Here is a 17,431-nt window from a genome sequence, read left to right on the forward strand (position 1 = left end):
AAGGCCGCCCGACTCACCCCTTCCAGGCGGGATCGCGGCCGAGCAGCTCCAGGGCGCGCTCGAACCGCCCCGGCCCGATTCCCGCCCCGATCCCCGGCCCGGCTCCCGGCCGCAGGCCCGGGCGGAAGGCCTTGCCGGGCGCCCGCGCCTGCGGGGTGTCCGGCACCGCTTCGGTCACCGCCAGCAGCGCGGCGACCAGCGCCTCGTCGCCGTCCACCGCCGCGACGAGTCCCGCCCGGGCGCCGAGCGCGGCCGCGACGTCCCAGCCGTGCACGAGGGTGTCGAGCAGATGGAAGCCCACCGCCTGCGCGAGCGGGAACGGGCGGCCGTCGTGGAGCTCCGGGAGCCAGAGCGCCCGGTCGGCCGCGGCCGCCTCGCGGAACGCGGCGGTGAGGTCGAGGCCGGTCCGGCGGAAGGCGCCCGCCGGGTCGTCGCCGAGCGAGGCGTCCGCGAACAGCGCGAGGTCGGGCCCGGCGCCGCGGGCGACGGCCGCGAACCCCTGGTGCTGGCCGACGCAGTGCGCCAGCAGCCGACGCAGCGTCCAGCCCGCGCACGGCGTGGGCAGCTCCAGGTGCCGGGGCCGTACGGCGTCCACCACCTCGGCGGCCAACTCCATCGACCGCGCGTGGAGTTCGATGAGCTTCATGCGGCGGTGGCCGCCCGGTCGGCGGAGTCGGTGGACAGGAAGCCGATCACCTGGTCGACGACGGCCGGGTCCGCGATGATCCGGCGGTGGCCGAGCCCCCGGGTGACGACCAGGTCGAGCCGATCGCCGTACGCCTTCCGCAGCCGGTGCGCCTGGCTCAGCGGGACGACGTCGTCGTCCTCGTCGTGCACCACCAGGACCGGCAGGTCCACCTCCGCCACCCGCCGGGCGGCGTCGTAGCGCTCCCAGCCTCCGGCGTCCCCGCCGAACAGCTCCCGCTCGATCCGGTCCCGCAGGGCGCGCTCGACCGCCTCGTCCAGCCCGAGCCCGGCGCAGAACGCCGCCGGGAAGAACCCGACCCGGGACACCCCGGAGACGGCCGCCAGCCGGCCCGCCCGCAGGCCGTCGGCCAGCGCGCCGAAGGCCGCGCAGACACCGAGCGAGTGCGCGACGACGGCCTCGAACGGCCCGTACCGCTCCTGGAGCCGCAGCGCCAGCTCGTGGAACTCCGGCACGCTGGTGGTCCGCCCGCCGGAGTCGCCGTGGCCTGGCGCGTCGAAGGAGACGGCGCTCAGCCCGAGCGCCTGCAGCCTGGACACCATGGGCGCGTACCGGGACGCCCGGGAGCGCCAGCCGTGCAGCAGCAGGACCGGCCGCTCGCCACTGCCCCAGCGGTATCCGACCACCGGCTTGCCGTTCACGGCGAGCCGCTCGGTGACGGCCCGCCGGTGGACCTCCCGCTCCGCGGGGCGGACCCGGCTGCGCCGCACCGGGTGCATGAACAGCTCGTAGGCGATCCGCCCGGCGGCCGCGGGGGCGACACGGGCGGCGGGGTTGAGGACGGTGCGGATCAGTGCCTGGGCCGGGTCCATCGGGTCTCCCTGTCGGTGCGGACGGGCGTTCCTGCGGGGGTGTGGCCGTGCTCCTCGCTCGGGCGAGATATTAGCACGACCGTTCGTTCAACTTTATGGGCGCCGACCGGCCGACCCACTACCCTGGGCCGCACGCACTGCGAGCAGAACGGGAGCGGACGATGGCCGGACCGACCACGGACGCCGGGCCGACCACGGACGGACGGGTCCTGCGCGGCGAGGAGACCCGCCGGGCCGTCCTGCGCCGAGCCGTCGGGATCGCCTCCGTCGAAGGCCTCGACGCGCTCTCCATCGGCCGCCTCGCCACCGACCTCGGGCTCAGCAAGAGCGGCGTCTTCGCCGGCTTCGGGTCCAAGGAGGAACTGCAGCTCGCCACCGTCCGCGCCGCCCGCCGGATCTTCGCCGACGCCGTCGTCACCCCCGCCGCCGACACTCCGCCCGGCCTCACCCGGGCCCGCGCCCTGTGCGAGGGCTGGCTCGCCTACTCCCGCGCCCGGGTCTTCCCCGGCGGCTGCTTCTTCCACGAGGTCACCGCCGAGTTCGACGCCCGCCCCGGCGCCGTCCGGGACGCCCTGGCCGGCTGCGCCCGGGAGTGGTCGGACACGATCGTCGCGGCCCTCACCGACGCCCGCACCGCCGGCGCCCTGCGCCCCGACACCGACCTCGGGGACCTCTCCTTCGCCCTGATCGCCGTCCTGGAGGCGGCCAACTCCCAGGCCGTGCTACACGACGAGGACACCCCGTACGAACGCGCCGGCCGCCTCCTGCTGCGCCTGCTGCGCGCCGAGGCCGCCGACCCGGCCGATCCCGCGCTCGCCTAACGGGCCGTCAGCACCCGCTCCACCAAGGACGCCTGGGCCAGCAGCCGCTCGTCCCCGCCTTCCGCGCCGACCACCTGGAGGCCCAGCGGCAGCCCGCCCCCGGTCCGCCCGGCCGGCAGGCTCAGCGCCGGCCTCCCCAGGAAGCTCCACGGCAGCGACATCACCGCGTCCCCCGTGCTGTGCAGGCCCTCCGGTGCCCCGCCGGTCGCCGAAGGCGCCAGCCACAGGTCCACCCCGGCCGCCGCACCCGCTGCGGCCACCCGCTCGCGCAGCCGCTCCCGGAACCGCAGCCCCGCCGCCCGGCCCTCGGGCGCGACGCCCTGGCCGACCCGGATGCCCGCCACCGTCTCCGGCCGGTACAGGCCCCCGAACCGGGCGAACCAGTCGGCGTGACTGCGGGCCATCTCGAACCGGTTGACGGCCTGCAACTGCCGCACCACCTCGGCGAAGTCCGGGAACAGGCCGACCCGGCGCACCGCCAGCCCGGCCGCCGCCAACCGCTCCACCCGCTCCTCGAAGGCGCGCAGCGCGGCCGGCTCGACCCGCTCCAGGTACGGCCCCGTCGGCACCCCGAGCACCGGCGCCGGACCGTCCGCCACCGGCCGCCAGTCGTCGCAGAGCAGCGAGGCCGCCAGGGCCGCGCCCGCCAGGTCGGCGGTGAACACCCCCACGGTGTCGAAGCTCGGCGCGTTCGGGATCACCCCGTCCACCGGGATCCGCCCGTACGTCGGCCGGAAACCCACCACCCCGCAGTACGCGGCCGGGCGGATCACCGAGCCGACCGTCTGGGTGCCGACCGCCAGCGGCACCAGCCCCGCCGCCACCGCCGCCGCCGAACCGCTGCTGGAACCACCCGGGGTGTGCCCCGGGTGGCGCGGATTGCGGGTCGGCCCCGGCGCGCTCCCGGCGAACTCGGCGGTCACCGTCTTGCCCGCGACCAGCGCCCCCGCCGCCCGCAGCCGGTCCACCACCGCGGCCTGCGGCCCACCCAGCACCCCGGGCGGCAGCGCCGACCCGCCGTGCGTGGGCAGCCCGTCCACCCGCACGATGTCCTTGACCCCCACCGCCACCCCGTACAGCGGCGGCCGCCCACCCGGCTCCGGGTACCGCGCCGCCAACTCGCTTGCCTGCGCCCGCAGTCGGCGGTGCCGCCCGGGCTCCGGCACGAACGCCTGGATCAGCGGGTCCACCCGCTCGACCAGCGCGCAGAACCGGTCGACGTACTCGGCGAGCCCCGGCTCACCGTCCTGCAGCCCGGCGGCCTCACGGGCCAACGGCCGCGGCCGGACGAGAGGTTCCTCCATGCCGGTCACCGTAGACCGGGTCTACGGGTGCTCGGCCGCCAGGTACGGCGCCTCCCGCAGGAAGTACGCCCCGCAGGTGTGGCAGCACAGCTCCCGGGTCTTCCCCCACTGCACCGCCTCCCGCACCTCCGCCCCCGCATCGAGCTCCCGCCCGCACATCGCCACGCTCTCCTCACCCCGGACCACGTGCCACAGCCGCACCCCCTCGGCCACACCGCCGGCCCCGTACTCGGCTCGCATCTGGTGCATCATGCCCCCATCGTCCGACCCCCTCCACCCCCCGGCAACCGGGGCCGCCGCACACCGGTTCGAACCTCCCGTACACCAACGACGCGGCACCCGCCGGGCGCCGATCAAAACGAGCCACCCAGTCGAGAACCAGCCACGCAGGGATCGATAAGGTGCGCGGGCGCGACCGCCGGCCACCTGCGCCGGGCCTCCACGTCGCCCCACCACGGACACACCTCACCTAGAGCTGGAGCACCGATCGTGCGCTCTTCCCGCCTTCTGGCCGCATCCGCCCTGGCCGCCCTCACCTTCGGCGCCACGGCCGGTGCCGCCACCGCCGGCGCCGTCGCGGTCGCCCCGACCGCCAGCCCGAGCGCCGCGAGCGCGACCACCCCGGGCACCCCGGGTACCCCGGCCACCAACGCGCCCACCGCGCCGACCGGCCGCCCGACCGGGCTCCCGCCGATGCCGGCGCCGTCCACCGGAGCCGGCGACAACCGCTGCCACGGCGGCGTCTACCAGAGCTCCCTGCTCAAGGTCACCGGCACCGGCCTGTACGGCACCACCCTGGTCAAGGGCGGCCCGGCCGCCGAGGTCAGCGTGACCTTCGAGAACAACAGCGGCGTCGACCTCCCCGCCATCCACAACTCCCTCTACCTGACCGACGAGGGCAGCACCGGCCCCGTCCAGTGGAGCCCCGAGTTCATCACCGTCCAGGTGAAGACCGCCGGCAGCTGGAAGACCCTCCAGGGCAACGAGCGCGTCCTCCCGCTCGCCGACATCAAGCTCGCCAAGGGGGAGAAGACCACCCTGCAGCTCCGGATAGCCGTCAACGCCAAGGCCCCGAACGGCCTCTACGGCGGCAACCTCGACGCGGGCTCGGAGCCGTTCGACAACGACAAGATCCCCACCCCGGCCAACACCAAGCCGAACGCCTGCACCCAGTTCTACGGGAACTACCAGGGCGAGTTCCACGTCGCCGAGGCCGGCAGCACCGCCACCACCCCGGCCGCAGCCACCACCCCGGCCGCGACCACCTCCGCCGCCCCGGTCGCCTCCGCCTCGTCGTCGGCGGGCCCGGAGCTGGCCCACACCGGTGCCGACTCCAACACCCTCCCGATCGCCCTCGGCGGCGCGGCCGTCCTGGCCGCCGGCGCCGGCACCCTCTTCGTCCTCCGCCGCCGCAAGGCCGGCGCGCACAGCTGACCGCACCCAGTCGGCCCGAAGGGGCGCGGGCCCACGGCCCGCGCCCCTTCGGCGTTCCCGGCTCCTCAGGACGCCCGGAGCAGCGCGCCGTCCTGCCACTTGAGGATCTTGTCGAAGCTCACGATCGCCCCCCGGAGGGGGTGGTTGCGGAGTTGGACGTGGTCGGTGAGGGCGTGGATGAGGAAGAGGCCGCGGCCGGATTCTGCGGTGAGGTCGGGGAGGGTGTCGAGGTCGACGGGGCGCAGGGTGGGGGCGGTGGGGCGGCGGGGGAGGACGTGGGTGTCGTAGGGGTGGCCGTCGCGGCGGGGGCGGTGGCCGGTGAGGACGCGGGCCGGGACGGTGGCGCGGCCGCGGCGGGGGCGGTGCGCGGCCGGGCGGGTGGGGGCGGGGGCGGCCGGGCGCCGGACCGGCGGGGCGGCGGGGGCGGTGAGGCCGGGGCCGGAGTCGGTGACCTCGATCCGCAGCCGGTCGCCGCTGATCGAGGCGGTGACCTGGAAGCCGTCGTCGGGCCGCCCGGTGGCGCCGTGCTCGACGGCGTTGGCGCAGGCCTCGCTGAGGGCGACGCCGAGGTCGTCGGCGATCTGCGGGTCGACGCCGGCGGTCGCCATGGCACCGAGCAGGATGCGGCGGGCCAACGGGACGCTGGCCGGGTCGCGCTTGAGGTGCAGAGTCCACCAGATGTCCACGGGAGGTCCCTCCTGGCTGCGGCTCCACATACAACTAGGTATCTCCGGGCGATTCGGCGGTGAACCGTGCCCGGGGGCCGCTACCGCCCGTTCGGCGGATGGACTGGGGGACGGGGTCTGTGCCGAGCGGCGCGTCCTCTCCCCCGCACGCCGCCGCCGAAAGGGGCATTCGTAGGGATTTCCCACCCTGCCCGTGTCGGCCGCGTACGCAATGAGAGGATGGCCCGGCCATGACTGCCCTCGCCGCCGCCCCGCTCCCGGGCGCCCCCGGACCGGCCCAGCCGGTGGGGGCCGCCGCCTGGGATCTGCGGCTTTCCCGGGCGGTTCCGTTCGCGCTGGTCTGCACGCTGATCGCGGCCGCCGGGCACGCCCTGGCGGGTGGCGGGAACGTGCCGGCGACCGCGCTGGCGACGGGTTTCGCCGCGGTGCTGGCGCTCGCGGCGGCCTGCGGCGGACGGGAGCGTTCGCTGGCAGCCATCGCCGGGGCGCTGGGTGCGGGGCAGCTCGGACTGCACTGCCTCTTCCACTCCTTCGGCGGCCACGGCTCCAACAGCCTCCGCTTCAACAGCCTCGGCTTCGGCGGCTCGATGGCCGGTATGCACCACGGCGGTTCCGGTCCGCTGACCGTGCCGCAGGTGGCCGGCCGGCTGATCTGCAACGAGGCTCACCCGGGCACGCTGGTCGGCCTGTCCGGTGGCCCGTCCCCGGAGCAGTTGGTCTCCTCCGCGGGCCTGGATCCGCACGCGTTCGCCGCCGCGCCCTGGTGGCAGGGCGGCGGCGTGCTGGGCATGACGCCGTCGATGCTGGCCGGGCACCTGGCGGCCGCACTGGTGGCGGGCTGGTGGCTGCGGCGTGGCGAGGCGGCGCTGTGGCGGCTGCTGCGGGTGGCCGCGTCGGCGGCCCGGGAGCACTGGGCGGCGCCGCTGCGGGCGGTGTTCGTGCTGGCGGCCGCGTTGCTGCGCGGCCTGTTCGGCATGGCGGGCCCGGCCCGCCGGTTCGGGGCGCGGGGCGGTGAGGGTCCACTTCCGGCGGGTGCCGTGCTGCGGCACAGTGTGGTGCGGCGCGGGCCGCCGTGCGGGGTTCTCGCGCACTGACCCGTACTGATCCGTACTGACCCGTACTGACCCCATCGCCGGTGTTCCTGGCGCCCTTCGGGCCGTACCGGGCCGGTCGTACCGGGTCCTGGCTGTGCGCACCGTCCGGCCGTCCTCCGAGCATCGGAGCGGCCCGAGGCTCTGCCCCCCACACGTCCCCACGCGCGGCACCACCGAGGCATTCCGAGGCGCGGCTCCGTCCGTCGTCCGGTCCCGGCGTGCCGCCGAGCTCCGATCGGAGACCCCGCATCATGCGTTCCCTTCCCGCCCGCCGTCTCGCCGCCGTCGCCCTGACCGCCGCCGCATCCGTGGTGGCGCTGGCCGGTCCCGCCTTCGCGCACGTCACCGTGAACCCGGGTTCGGCCGCCCAGGGCGGCTACACGGCCGTCGACTTCCGGGTGCCGAACGAGAGCGACACCGCGAGCACCGTGAAGCTGGAGGTCAACCTCCCGCTGGACCACCCGCTGGCCTCGGTCCGGACCCTGCCGCTGCCGGGGTGGACCGCGACCCTGGAGAAGGCCAAGCTCGACAAGCCGATCAAGGTGCACGGCAGCGACGTGAACGAGGCCGTCTCCAAGATCACCTGGACCGCCGACGCCGGCACCAAGGTCGCGCCCGGGCAGTTCCAGGAGTTCCGGGTCTCACTCGGCCCGCTGCCGACCGACGCCGAGAGCATGGTCTTCAAGGCCCTGCAGACCTACGACAACGGCGACGTCGTCCGCTGGATCGACGACTCCAAGGAGGGCCAGCCCGAGCCGGCCCACCCGGCCCCGGTCCTGAAGCTCACCAAGGCCGACGGCGGCGACGGCCACGGCGTCACCGCCTCCCCGGCCGCGGGCGCCCACGGGGACAGCTCGGACCACGCCGCCGGCTCCGACAGCGGCAGCAAGGCCAGTGACTCCACCGCCCGCACCCTCGGCGTGGTCGGCATCGTGGTCGGCGTGGTGGGCACCGCCGTCGGCGTGCTCGGCCTGCGCCGCAAGAGCGGCGGCTCCGCCTCCTGACCCCTGCGCCGGCCGGGCCGCGCCCACGCCACGGGCGCGGCCCGGCCGGCGGTCCACCACGCACGATCGGAACTGCCATGTCCCGCACCACCCGCACCACCCGTCTGGCCGGCGCGGCCGCCCTCGCGCTGGCCGCCGCCCTGACGCTGTCCGCCTGCGGTTCCTCCGGCGGCGACTCCACCGCCGCGAAGGTCACCCAGCACAAGGACGACTCCCCGTACCAGGGCACCAAGCTGGCCAAGAACTTCGAGAAGCCGGACCTCCAGCTGACCGACACCTCCGGTCAGCCCTACGACCTGCGGCAGCAGACCAACGGCAAGGCCACCCTGCTGTTCTTCGGCTACACCAGCTGCCCGGACGTCTGCCCGACCACCATGGGCGACATCGGCGTCGCGATGAAGGCGCTCCCTGCGGAGGACCGGCAGAAGGTCAACGTCGTCTTCGTCTCCACCGACCCGCAGCGCGACACCCCCAAGGTGCTGCGCACCTGGCTGGACTCGATGGGCAGCGACTTCATAGGCCTCACCGGCGACCTGGCCAGGGTGAAGACCGCGGCCAAGTCGCTCGGAATCATGATCGAGGACCCGGTGGTCAATGCGGACGGCACCGTCACCTCCACCCACGGCGCACAGGTGCTGGCCTTCCTCCCCTCGGACGACAGGGCGCACGTCCTCTACATGAGCGGCACCGAGGAGAAGACCTACGAGCACGACCTGCCGCTGCTCGCCAAGGGGGTCGCGGCGTGACCGCGGTGGCCCCCGGGATACACCGCTTCCGCCGTACCGCCCTGCTCGGCGCCGTGGTGGCGACGGCGCTGGGCGGCGGCGCCATCCTGGCCGCCTGCGGGACGGGCGGCGGGGGCGGCACGGCCGGTGCGGCCGGTGCGGGCGGGTCCGGCAGCGGGCCGGCCCGGCTCAGCGTCGCCGACCCGTACATCCCGCTGCCCCCGGCCGGCGGGATGGCGGCCGGTTACCTGACCGTCCGCAACGACGGCGGCCAGGACCAGTTGCTCAAGGTGAGCAGCCCGGGCGCGGAGTCGGTCACCATGCACCGCTCGACCCCGTCGAGCATGGAGCAGGTCGAGAGCCTGGACGTGCCCGCGCACGGCTCGCTGCAGTTCGCCCGCGGCGGCACCCACCTGATGATCATGGGGTGGCAGAAGACCCCCACCGTGGGCGACGAGCTGGAGCTCGACCTCACGTTCGCCAAGTCCGGCACCATCGCGGTCAAGGTGCCGGTCAAGGACCTCACCTACCGCCCCGGCCAGAGTTAGGGGACCGCCACCATGCAGTCGGCCGGCCTGGAGAAGGCCTCGCACCGCCGGATCGCCGGGGTGCTCGCAGCGCTCGGCGCGCTGCTCGCGCTGATGCTCGCGGGCGCCGGCCCGGCCTCCGCGCACGCCACCCTGGACTCCACCGACCCCCGGCAGAACTCGGTGGTCGCCACCGCCCCGCAGGCGGTCACTCTGACCTTCAGCGAGTCCGTCTCGCTCTCCTCGGACTCCGTGCGGGTGCTCGACCCGGCCGGCAAGGCCGTGGACACCGGCGGCCCGGCGCACGCCGACGGCAAGGGCAACACCGCCCGGGTCGGGCTGAACGGCGGGCTCGCCAACGGCACGTACACAGTGGCCTGGCGGGCCGTCTCGGAGGACTCGCACCCGGTCGGCGGCGCGTTCACCTTCTCCATCGGCGCCCCCTCGGACACCTCGGTGTCGGCCACCGCGCTGCAGGGTGCCAAGGCCGACGGCCTGGTCGCCGCCCTGTACGGCACCGGGCGCACCATCGCCTACGCGGCGTTCGCGCTGCTGGCCGGCGTCGCCGCCTTCGTGCTGATCTGCTGGCCGGCCGGGGCCGCCCGGCGCCCGGTCCAGCGACTGCTGATGACCGGCTGGACGACGCTGCTGGTCTCCACCGTCGCGGTGCTGATGCTGCGCGGCCCGTACGAGCGCGGCACGGGAGTCGGGCAGGCCTTCGACCTGTCGCTGGTGCGCGCCACGCTGGACGAGCGGATCGGGACCGCGCTGGCCGCCCGGCTGCTGCTGCTCGCGGCGGGCGGGATCTTCCTGTCGCTGCTGGTCGGCCAGCTGGGGCAGCCGCCGCGGCCGGTCCCGGTGACGCCCGGCGCGGACGGGGGCGGCGACGGTGGCGACGGCGGTGACAGGGCTGACGGGAGCGACGACGCCGAGGCCGCCGAGCTGCGGGAGTTGGAGCGGCGGGCCACCGAGCGGCCGCAGCGGGAGACCAGGCTGGGCCTGGGCGTGGCCGGGCTGCTGCTGGCGGTCGCCCTCTCGGCGACCTGGGTCGGCGCCGACCACGCCTCGGTCGGCATCCAGGTCTGGCTGGCGCTGCCGTTCGGCATCCTGCACCTGATCGCGATGGCGCTCTGGCTGGGCGGCCTCGCCGCACTGCTGGTCGCGCTGCGCGAGGGCATCGGCGCCGACGTGGTGGACCGCTTCTCCCGGATCGCCTTCGGCTCGGTGGCCGTCCTGGCCGTCACCGGCATCTACCAGTCCTGGCGGGGGCTCGGCAGCTGGGGTGCGCTGACCGGCACCGAGTACGGGCGGCTGCTGCTGGTGAAGGGCGGCTGCGTGGTCGTGATGCTCGGCGTCGCCTGGATGTCGCGGTCCTGGCTGGCCCGGCTGCGGGCGGCCCCGGCCGAGGCGGCGCAAGTCGAGGCGGCGCAAGTCGAGGCGACGGAGCTCGAGGCGGCGGAGGTCGAACAGGCCGGGGTGTTGGCGCCCGTCGGCGCTGCGGCGCGGGTCGAGGACCCGGTCCGGCAGGCACAGCTGGCCCGGCAGCAGGCCGCCCGGGACAGCGCCGGGCGCGAGCGCGGGCTGACCCCGACCCGGGCCGGGCTGCGCCGCTCGGTGCTGGTCGAGGCGCTGGTCGCGGTGGCGGTGCTGGTGGTCACCACGATGCTCACCAACTCGCCGCCCGGGCGGGTGGCGAGCGAGATCAAGGCCGGGGCGGCCACTCCGGCCGCCGACGCCGGGGGCGCGGCGGCCCCGCAGACCGAGCCGGGCCGCACCGTCGAGCTCAAGCTCCCGTACGACACCAAGGGCCGCACGCCGAACGCCAAGGGCACCGCGACCGTCACCCTCAACCCGGCCCGGACCGGCCCGAACGAGGTGAAGCTCGCCCTGGACGGCCCGGACGGCCGACCGGTGGACGTCCCCGAGGTGCAGCTCGCCTTCACCCTGCCGGACCGCGACCTCGGCCCGCTGCCCGTCGCGCTCACGCCGGAGGGCACCGGCCGCTGGAGCGGCACCGCGCAGCTGCCGTTGGCGGGCACCTGGGTGGTCTCGGTGCAGGTCCGGTCGTCCGACATCGACCAGACCACGCCGACCCAGCAGTTCAAGATCGGCTGACGGCGATGGACGACGCAGCGACGACGGACTCAGCGACGATGGACGCAGACACGGCGGACGCAGTCACGACGGACTCAGCCACGACGGCGGAGCAGACCCCGGCGGAGCAGGCCTCGGCCGGGCAGCCCGCCGGGGGTTTCACCCGGCGGGCGCTGCTCGGCACCGCCGGCGCCGGGCTGCTGGTCGGCGCCGGCGCGGGCGTCGCCGGGGCGGTCGCCCTGGACCGTCCCGACGGTGCCGGGCGCCCGGCCGGCGCGGCGGAGACAGGCGGCGCGCTCGGCGCGGCCCGGGTGTCCTTCCGCGGGGAGCACCAGGCCGGGATCCTCGAACCGCAGCAGGCCAGGGTCCAGCTGGCCGCCTTCGACCTGGCCGGGGATGTCGGCCGGGACGGCCTGGGCGCCCTGCTGCGGCGCTGGACGAAGGCGGCCGAGCGGCTGACCGCCGGGGAGCCGGCCGAGGAGTTCGACAACCAGATCGCGCTGGACGCCGGGCCCTGCTCGCTCACCCTCACCGTCGGCTTCGGCGCCGCGCTCTTCGACAAGGCCGGGCTGGCCGACCGCCGCCCGCCCGGGCTCGAACCGCTGCCCGCCTTCCCGGGCGACGCACTCGACCCCGCCCGCGGCGAGGGCGACCTGTTCGTCCAGATCGGCGCCGACGACGCACTGGTGGCGGTGCACGCCCTGCGGGTGCTGCAACGGCTGGCGGCCGGTACGGCGGCGCTGCGCTGGCAGTCGGCCGGCTTCGCCCGGACCCCCGGCGCGGCCGCCCGGCCGGTGACCGGCCGCAACCTGATGGGCCAGGTCGACGGCACCAACAATCCGAAGCCCGGCGACGACGGCTTCGCCGCCAAGGTGTTCTGCGCCGTCGGCGGCGACCAGCCGGGCTGGCAGGCCGGCGGCTCGTACCTGGTGTTCCGCCGGATCCGGATGCTCCTGGACCACTGGGAGACGCTGCCGGTGGACCGGCAGGAGCGGGTGATCGGGCGGCGCAAGGCGGACGGCGCCCCGCTCGGTGCGCCCGCCGGGGCCGGCGAGCACAGCCCCGTCGACCTGTCCGCCCAGGGCCCGGACGGCGCCCTGGCGATCCCCGCCGACGCGCACATCCGGGTCGCCGCCCCGGCGGCCAACGGCGGGGCGGCGATGCTGCGGCGCGGCTTCTCGTACCACGACGGGCTGCTACCGGACGGATCGCCGGACGCCGGGCTGCTCTTCCTCGCCTTCCAGGCCGACCCGCGCAAGGGCTTCACCCCGGTGCAGCGCAAGCTCTCCCGGGCCGACGGCCTCTCCCGCTTCCTGCGGCACGAGGCGAGCGGCCTGTACGCGCTGCCCCCGGGCGCACCGGCCGGCGGCTACCTCGGGCAGCAGTTGCTGGAGGGGTGACGCCCCCGGCCCGCGGCGGGCGCCGTCCGGGCCCGCAGCGGGCGCCGTGCCCTCCCGTACCGGGCGCCGTCCCGGCCCGTAGCACAGGCGGTCCCGACCACTGGAACGCCGTACTGCCGGGACCGCGGAATCGTTATGGTGACTGCTTCGGCACCACCCCGTTCGTGCAGCATCAGAACCCATGGAGGCGTCATGTCGGCCACCCGCTACACCTACCTCGGCCCGGCCGGCACCTTCACCGAGGCGGCGCTGCACACCCTGCCCGAGGCGGCGACCAGGGAGTTGGTGCCGCTGTCCTCGGTGGCGCTGGCCCTGGACGCGGTGCGCGGCGGGGAGGCCGCCGGGGCGTTCGTGCCGATCGAGAACTCGGTGGAGGGCGCGGTCACCGCGACCAACGACGAACTGGCCTCCGGCACACCGCTGATGATCTACCGCGAGGTGCTGCTGCCGATCTCGTTCGCGCTGCTGGTGCGGCCGGGCACCGAGCTGGCCGGGATCAAGACGGTGACCAGCCACCCGGTGGCCCAGCCGCAGGTGCGCCGCTGGCTGGCGGCCAACCTGCCGGAGGCGGCCTGGGAGTCGGCCGCCTCCAACGCCGACGGCGCCCGGCTGGTCGCCGAGGGCCGCTACGACGGGGCGTTCGCAGGCGAGTTCGCGGCGCCGATCTACGGGCTGGAGCCACTGGTCAGGGACATCGCGGACGCGAAGAGCGCGGCCACCCGGTTCGTCCTGGTGGGGCGCCCCGGCCGGGTCTCCTCGCCGACCGGCGCGGACAAGACCTCGATGGTGGTCTGGCTGCCGGACGACCACCCGGGCGCCCTGCTGGAGCTGCTGCAGGAGTTCGCGGTGCGCGGCATCAACCTGATGCGGATCGAGTCCCGGCCGACCGGTGAGGGCCTGGGCAACTACTGCTTCCTGATCGACTGCGAGGGCCATCTGTCCGAGCGCCGGGTGGGCGAGGCGATGATGGGCCTCAAGCGGATCTGCCCGCAGGTGCGGTTCCTCGGCTCCTATCCGCGCGCCGACCGCCAGGTGTCCACCCACCGGCGGCCGGGAACCTCGGACGACGATTTCTCCTCGGCGGCGGACTGGCTGTCCCGCGCGCTCGACGGGCGCGGGGACATCTGAGGCAGCCGCGAGGGCCCCGGGGCCGACGCGAGGCTTCCGCGGCAGACGGGTCGCTTCGGCGGCGGACGCGGCGCCCCGCCGGTCAGCCGAGCGACATCTCTTGTCTTTCTGACCTTTTCCGACCGTTTTAGACCGGGCCGGTCAGGCGGGGCGGGTGACCGCCCCCGTCATCCACAGAGCCGCCCGGCGCCGGAGGCCGCTGTCCACAGGCCTCCCCACTGTCCACAGCCGGAAGTTATCCACAGGCCTGGGGATGAGTCGACAAACCGGTATAGCCATTGCCCAGAACTGGTCGGATCATCGGTTTGCATCGCAGAGATGATTTATCGGACCAGAGTCACCCGGTTGCCAGCAAATCACCCGTCTGAGTGCTTCAATTCCCTCACCTGAGAAGGTCAAATGGGGTTTGAAACCTCAATTCCCCGGTTCGGGCGGACGGAGGGCGATCCTCCCCTTCGATCCACAGCCCCCGCCCCAGCCCTGTGGATAACCCGCCCCCGGCGCGTTCCCCACAGAAGTTATCCACAGGATCAGGGAAGTTATCCCCAGGGAAAAACCGGTACCGGTGGAGGAACTCCCGCCCGGTACGCTTGGGCCTGTGATTGACCTTCGCCTGCTCCGTGAGGACCCTGACCGAGTGCGCGCCTCGCAGCGCGTCCGTGGCGAGGACGTCGACCTGGTCGACGCCCTCCTCTCCGCCGACGAACGGCGCCGGTCCTCGGGCAGCCGCTTCGACGAACTGCGCAGCGAGCAGCGGGTGCTCGGCAAGCAGGTCGCCCAGGCCAAGGGCGAGGAGAAGGCCGCCCTGCTCCAGCGCACCAAGGAGCTGGCCGCCGAGGTCAAGGCCGCGGACGCCGAACAGGGCGCGGCCAAGGAGGAGGCCGAGCGGCTGGTCCGCTCGTTGGCGAACCTCATCGACCCGGCCGCCCCGGTCGGCGGCGAGGAGGACTTCGTCACCCTGGAGGAGATCGGCACCCCGCGCGACTTCGCCGCCGAGGGCTTCGAGCCGCGCGACCACGTCGAGCTCGGCCAGATCCTGGGCGCGATCGACACCGAGCGCGGCGCCAAGGTCGCCGGCTCGCGCTCCTACTACCTGACCGGCGTCGGCGCGCTGCTGGAGCTCGCCCTGGTCAACATGGCGATCGCCCAGGCCACCGCGGCCGGCTTCATCCCGATGATCACCCCGACGCTGGTCCGCCCGGCCGCCATGGACGGCACCGGGTTCCTCGGCCAGGCCGCCGAGAACGTCTACCACCTCGCCGAGGACGACCGGTACCTGGTCGGCACCAGCGAGGTCCCGCTCGCGGCGTACCACATGGACGAGATCATCGACGCCGAGAAGCTGCCGCTTCGCTACGCCGGCTACTCGTCCTGCTTCCGCCGCGAGGCCGGCACCTACGGCAAGGACACCCGCGGCATCATCCGCGTCCACCAGTTCGAGAAGGTGGAGATGTTCGTCTACACCACGCCCGAGGACGCGGAGAACGAGCACCGCCGCCTGCTCCAGTGGGAGAAGGACTTCCTCAACGCGCTGGAGCTGCCGTACCGGGTCATTGACGTCGCCTCCGGCGACCTCGGAGCCTCCGCCGCGCGCAAGTTCGACATCGAGGCCTGGATCCCCACCCAGGGCAAGTACCGCGAGGTCACCTCCACCTCCAACACCACCGAGTACCAGGCCCGCCGGCTGTCGATCCGGATGCGCGAGGAGGGCAAGACCCGCCCGCTCGCCACCCTGAACGGCACCCTGGTCGCCATCCCGCGCACCATCGTGGCGATCCTGGAGAACCACCAGCAGGCCGACGGCTCGGTCGCCGTGCCCGAGGCGCTGCGGCCGTTCCTCGGCGGGCGGACCGTCCTCGAGCCGGTCAAGTAGCCCCGGCTCCGTCGGCACTACCGGCACTACCGGCACCGATCGCACCGCCCGTACCACCTCGCACCACCCGCAACTCCCGGGAGACGACCGGCCCATGAGCACCACCAGCCCCAGCCCCGTCTCCCCGGACGACACCGCCGACGGTGGCGGCCTGCCCTACCGGCTGGTCGCCACCGACCTCGACGGCACCCTGCTGACCAGCCGGGAGACCGTCTCCGAGCGCACCCGCGCCGCCCTGGCCGCGGCCACCGGCGCGGGCGCGCTGCACATCATCGTCACCGGCCGCTCGGCCGTCTGGGCCCGCCCGGTGTTCGACGAGATCGGCTACACCGGGATAGCCGTGTGCGGCCAGGGCGCCCAGGTCTACGACGCCGGCGCGCACAGGCTGCTCACCTCCCTCACCCTCGACCGCCGGCTCGCCGCCCTCGCCATCGAGAAGATCGAAGCCGAGACCGGCCCGCTCGCCATCGCCGCCAACCAGGACGGCCTCGACGGCCAGGTGCTGGCCGGCCCCGGCTACGAACTGCGGATCGGCTCCGACCTGCCGGTCGTCCGGGTCGACCGCGGCGCACTCCTCGCCGCCCCGGTCAGCAAGCTCTACATCCAGCACCCCGCCCTGACCGACGACGCCCTCGCCGAAGCCGCCCGGCGCGCCGCCGGCGACCTCGTCGGCATCGTGATGGCCGGCGCCGGCGTGGTCGAACTGCTCCCGCTCGGCCTGTCCAAGGCCACCGGCCTGGCCGTCGCCGCCCGCCGCCTGGGCCTGCGCGCCGCCGACACCATCGCCTTCGGCGACATGCCCAACGACATCCCGATGTTCGCCTGGGCCGCCCACGGCGTCGCCATGGCCAACGCCCACGAAGAACTCCTCGCCGTCGCCGACGCCGTCACCGCCGGCAACGACGAGGACGGCGTCGCCGTCGTCCTCGAACGCCTCTACCCGGCCCGCTGACGCCCCCCGCCTGCCCGGCCATCCGCTGGGCGAGACCAGTTGTAGGATGACCGGGCAATCAGTTGTAGGATGACCGACGACTTGTAAGGCACGTGCGGTGGCATGCGGTGGCGTGCAGTGACGGAAGGGGCCCGGAATGACCAGCGACGGCAGCAGCCTGCAGGCGGCCGGGCGGCGTTCCCTGGTGGACACCGCGATCGACCAGCTGCGCGAGCAACTGGCCGGTGGAGTGTGGCCCGTGGGCTCGCAGATCCCCACCGAGCACGAGCTGGCCGAGCGGCTGCAGGTCGGGCGGAACACCGTGCGGGAGGCGATCCGGGTGCTGGTGCACGCCGGGATGCTGGTCTCCCGGCAGGGCGAGGGGACGTTCGTCCGCTCCACCAGCGACCCGGCGGCGGTGCTGCGCGGCGTCCAGCGCTCGGGCATCCGGGACGTCCTGGAGGTCCGCGCCGCGCTGGAGACCGAGGCCGCCCGGCTGGCCGCCCTGCGGCACACCCCCGAGGACATCCGGCGGATGCGAACCGCGCTGGCCCGCGAGGCCGAGGTGTTCGCGGCGCACCCCGAGCGGGCGAGCCGCGAGGCCACCGTCGAGCACGACCTGGAGTTCCACACCGCCATCGTCGACGCCGCGCACAACCCCGCGCTGGCCGAGGTGTACCGCTACTTCGGCGCCTCCGTCCGCGAGGCGATGACCGCCGCCTTCGGCGACCACGACATGCCCGAGGCGGTCGTGGCCACCCACGAGGCGCTGGTCGCCGCGATCGAGAGCGGTGACCCGGACCGGGCGGAGGCGGCGTGTCGTGCGCTGCTCGCCGGCCCGACCGCGGCCGTCGAGCAGCTGCTCGCGGCCATCGCGGCCCGGAAGTAGGAC

Annotated in this window: 17 protein-coding genes; 12 read left to right on the forward strand and 5 right to left on the reverse strand. The window is 74.9% G+C overall.

Features of this window, described 5'->3' with window-relative positions; genetic code table 11:
* Positions 1-13 precede the first annotated feature (13 nt).
* Both AC0B61_RS25705 and AC0B61_RS25710 read right to left on the reverse strand, forming a co-directional pair.
* Positions 14-646 carry a TIGR03086 family metal-binding protein gene (locus AC0B61_RS25705; RefSeq protein WP_471743108.1) on the reverse strand — a complete coding sequence of 211 codons (633 nt, stop codon included), beginning with the start codon at positions 644-646 and terminating at the stop codon, positions 14-16.
* Positions 643-1,518 carry an alpha/beta fold hydrolase gene (locus AC0B61_RS25710; protein WP_471743109.1) on the reverse strand — a complete coding sequence of 292 codons (876 nt, stop codon included), beginning with the start codon at positions 1,516-1,518 and terminating at the stop codon, positions 643-645. Before AC0B61_RS25710 ends, AC0B61_RS25705 begins: the two co-directional genes overlap by 4 nt.
* Before the next feature lie 161 nt (positions 1,519-1,679).
* Here AC0B61_RS25710 and AC0B61_RS25715 point away from each other — a divergent pair, with 161 nt between their 5' ends.
* Positions 1,680-2,339, forward strand: coding sequence for a TetR/AcrR family transcriptional regulator (locus tag AC0B61_RS25715; RefSeq protein WP_471743110.1), 660 nt, complete (start codon positions 1,680-1,682; stop codon positions 2,337-2,339).
* Here AC0B61_RS25715 and AC0B61_RS25720 read toward each other — a convergent pair.
* Both AC0B61_RS25720 and AC0B61_RS25725 read right to left on the reverse strand, forming a co-directional pair.
* Positions 2,336-3,643, reverse strand: coding sequence for an amidase (locus tag AC0B61_RS25720; RefSeq protein WP_471743111.1), 1,308 nt, complete (start codon positions 3,641-3,643; stop codon positions 2,336-2,338). The two genes, AC0B61_RS25715 and AC0B61_RS25720, sit on opposite strands and share 4 nt — an antisense overlap.
* Positions 3,644-3,664: 21 nt before the next feature.
* Entirely contained in the window at positions 3,665-3,895 is a 231-nt protein-coding gene (locus AC0B61_RS25725; RefSeq protein ID WP_471743112.1) for a hypothetical protein, read from the reverse strand.
* A gap of 237 nt (positions 3,896-4,132) precedes the next feature.
* On the opposite strand from AC0B61_RS25725, the gene AC0B61_RS25730 reads away from it, so the two are divergent.
* Positions 4,133-5,077, forward strand: coding sequence for an LAETG motif-containing sortase-dependent surface protein (locus AC0B61_RS25730; protein ID WP_471743113.1), 945 nt, complete (start codon positions 4,133-4,135; stop codon positions 5,075-5,077).
* A gap of 65 nt (positions 5,078-5,142) precedes the next feature.
* Here the strand turns inward: AC0B61_RS25730 and AC0B61_RS25735 are convergent, their stop codons facing one another.
* Positions 5,143-5,763: an ATP-binding protein gene (locus tag AC0B61_RS25735; protein ID WP_471743114.1), complete on the reverse strand. Its 621-nt coding sequence runs from the start codon at positions 5,761-5,763 to the stop codon at positions 5,143-5,145.
* Positions 5,764-5,993: 230 nt separating this feature from the next.
* Here AC0B61_RS25735 and AC0B61_RS25740 point away from each other — a divergent pair, with 230 nt between their 5' ends.
* The 10 genes from AC0B61_RS25740 (at position 5,994) to AC0B61_RS25785 (ending at position 17,428) form a co-directional block, all read left to right on the forward strand.
* Positions 5,994-6,857 carry a hypothetical protein gene (locus tag AC0B61_RS25740; RefSeq protein ID WP_471743115.1) on the forward strand — a complete coding sequence of 288 codons (864 nt, stop codon included), beginning with the start codon at positions 5,994-5,996 and terminating at the stop codon, positions 6,855-6,857.
* 251 nt (positions 6,858-7,108) lie between these two features.
* Complete coding sequence (locus tag AC0B61_RS25745; protein WP_471743116.1) at positions 7,109-7,861, forward strand: YcnI family copper-binding membrane protein; 753 nt, start codon at positions 7,109-7,111, stop codon at positions 7,859-7,861.
* A gap of 77 nt (positions 7,862-7,938) precedes the next feature.
* Positions 7,939-8,607 carry an SCO family protein gene (locus tag AC0B61_RS25750; protein ID WP_471743117.1) on the forward strand — a complete coding sequence of 223 codons (669 nt, stop codon included), beginning with the start codon at positions 7,939-7,941 and terminating at the stop codon, positions 8,605-8,607.
* A complete protein-coding gene (locus tag AC0B61_RS25755; RefSeq protein ID WP_471743118.1) occupies positions 8,604-9,134 on the forward strand; it encodes a copper chaperone PCu(A)C in 531 nt (176 codons plus the stop codon). The genes AC0B61_RS25750 and AC0B61_RS25755 overlap by 4 nt, the downstream gene beginning before the upstream one ends.
* 12 nt (positions 9,135-9,146) lie before the next feature.
* A complete protein-coding gene (locus AC0B61_RS25760) occupies positions 9,147-11,228 on the forward strand; it encodes a copper resistance CopC/CopD family protein (RefSeq protein ID WP_471743119.1) in 2,082 nt (693 codons plus the stop codon).
* A gap of 38 nt (positions 11,229-11,266) precedes the next feature.
* Positions 11,267-12,607, forward strand: a complete 1,341-nt coding sequence (gene efeB, locus AC0B61_RS25765; RefSeq protein WP_471743120.1) for an iron uptake transporter deferrochelatase/peroxidase subunit — start codon at positions 11,267-11,269, stop codon at positions 12,605-12,607.
* A 192-nt stretch (positions 12,608-12,799) separates the two neighbouring features.
* Positions 12,800-13,735 (forward strand): prephenate dehydratase, encoded by a 936-nt coding sequence (gene pheA, locus AC0B61_RS25770; RefSeq protein WP_471743121.1) that lies wholly within the window; start codon positions 12,800-12,802, stop codon positions 13,733-13,735.
* Positions 13,736-14,333: 598 nt separating this feature from the next.
* Positions 14,334-15,608 carry a serine--tRNA ligase gene (gene serS / locus AC0B61_RS25775; RefSeq protein ID WP_471743122.1) on the forward strand — a complete coding sequence of 425 codons (1,275 nt, stop codon included), beginning with the start codon at positions 14,334-14,336 and terminating at the stop codon, positions 15,606-15,608.
* A gap of 94 nt (positions 15,609-15,702) precedes the next feature.
* Positions 15,703-16,560, forward strand: a complete 858-nt coding sequence (locus AC0B61_RS25780; RefSeq protein WP_471743123.1) for an HAD family hydrolase — start codon at positions 15,703-15,705, stop codon at positions 16,558-16,560.
* 136 nt (positions 16,561-16,696) lie between these two features.
* A complete protein-coding gene (locus AC0B61_RS25785) occupies positions 16,697-17,428 on the forward strand; it encodes a FadR/GntR family transcriptional regulator (protein WP_471743124.1) in 732 nt (243 codons plus the stop codon).
* Positions 17,429-17,431 lie beyond the last annotated feature (3 nt).

It is taken from the genome of Kitasatospora sp. NPDC023385 (assembly GCF_055664045.1).

Coding starts and splice junctions, on each gene's coding strand:
- AC0B61_RS25705 (WP_471743108.1), bottom strand. CDS start 646: ATGAAGCTCATCGAACTCCACGCGCGGTCGATGGAGTTGGCCGCCGAG.
- AC0B61_RS25710 (WP_471743109.1), bottom strand. CDS start 1,518: ATGGACCCGGCCCAGGCACTGATCCGCACCGTCCTCAACCCCGCCGCC.
- AC0B61_RS25715 (WP_471743110.1), top strand. CDS start 1,680: ATGGCCGGACCGACCACGGACGCCGGGCCGACCACGGACGGACGGGTC.
- AC0B61_RS25720 (WP_471743111.1), bottom strand. CDS start 3,643: ATGGAGGAACCTCTCGTCCGGCCGCGGCCGTTGGCCCGTGAGGCCGCC.
- AC0B61_RS25725 (WP_471743112.1), bottom strand. CDS start 3,895: ATGATGCACCAGATGCGAGCCGAGTACGGGGCCGGCGGTGTGGCCGAG.
- AC0B61_RS25740 (WP_471743115.1), top strand. CDS start 5,994: ATGACTGCCCTCGCCGCCGCCCCGCTCCCGGGCGCCCCCGGACCGGCC.
- AC0B61_RS25745 (WP_471743116.1), top strand. CDS start 7,109: ATGCGTTCCCTTCCCGCCCGCCGTCTCGCCGCCGTCGCCCTGACCGCC.
- AC0B61_RS25750 (WP_471743117.1), top strand. CDS start 7,939: ATGTCCCGCACCACCCGCACCACCCGTCTGGCCGGCGCGGCCGCCCTC.
- AC0B61_RS25760 (WP_471743119.1), top strand. CDS start 9,147: ATGCAGTCGGCCGGCCTGGAGAAGGCCTCGCACCGCCGGATCGCCGGG.
- efeB (WP_471743120.1), top strand. CDS start 11,267: ATGGACGCAGACACGGCGGACGCAGTCACGACGGACTCAGCCACGACG.
- pheA (WP_471743121.1), top strand. CDS start 12,800: ATGTCGGCCACCCGCTACACCTACCTCGGCCCGGCCGGCACCTTCACC.
- AC0B61_RS25780 (WP_471743123.1), top strand. CDS start 15,703: ATGAGCACCACCAGCCCCAGCCCCGTCTCCCCGGACGACACCGCCGAC.
- AC0B61_RS25785 (WP_471743124.1), top strand. CDS start 16,697: ATGACCAGCGACGGCAGCAGCCTGCAGGCGGCCGGGCGGCGTTCCCTG.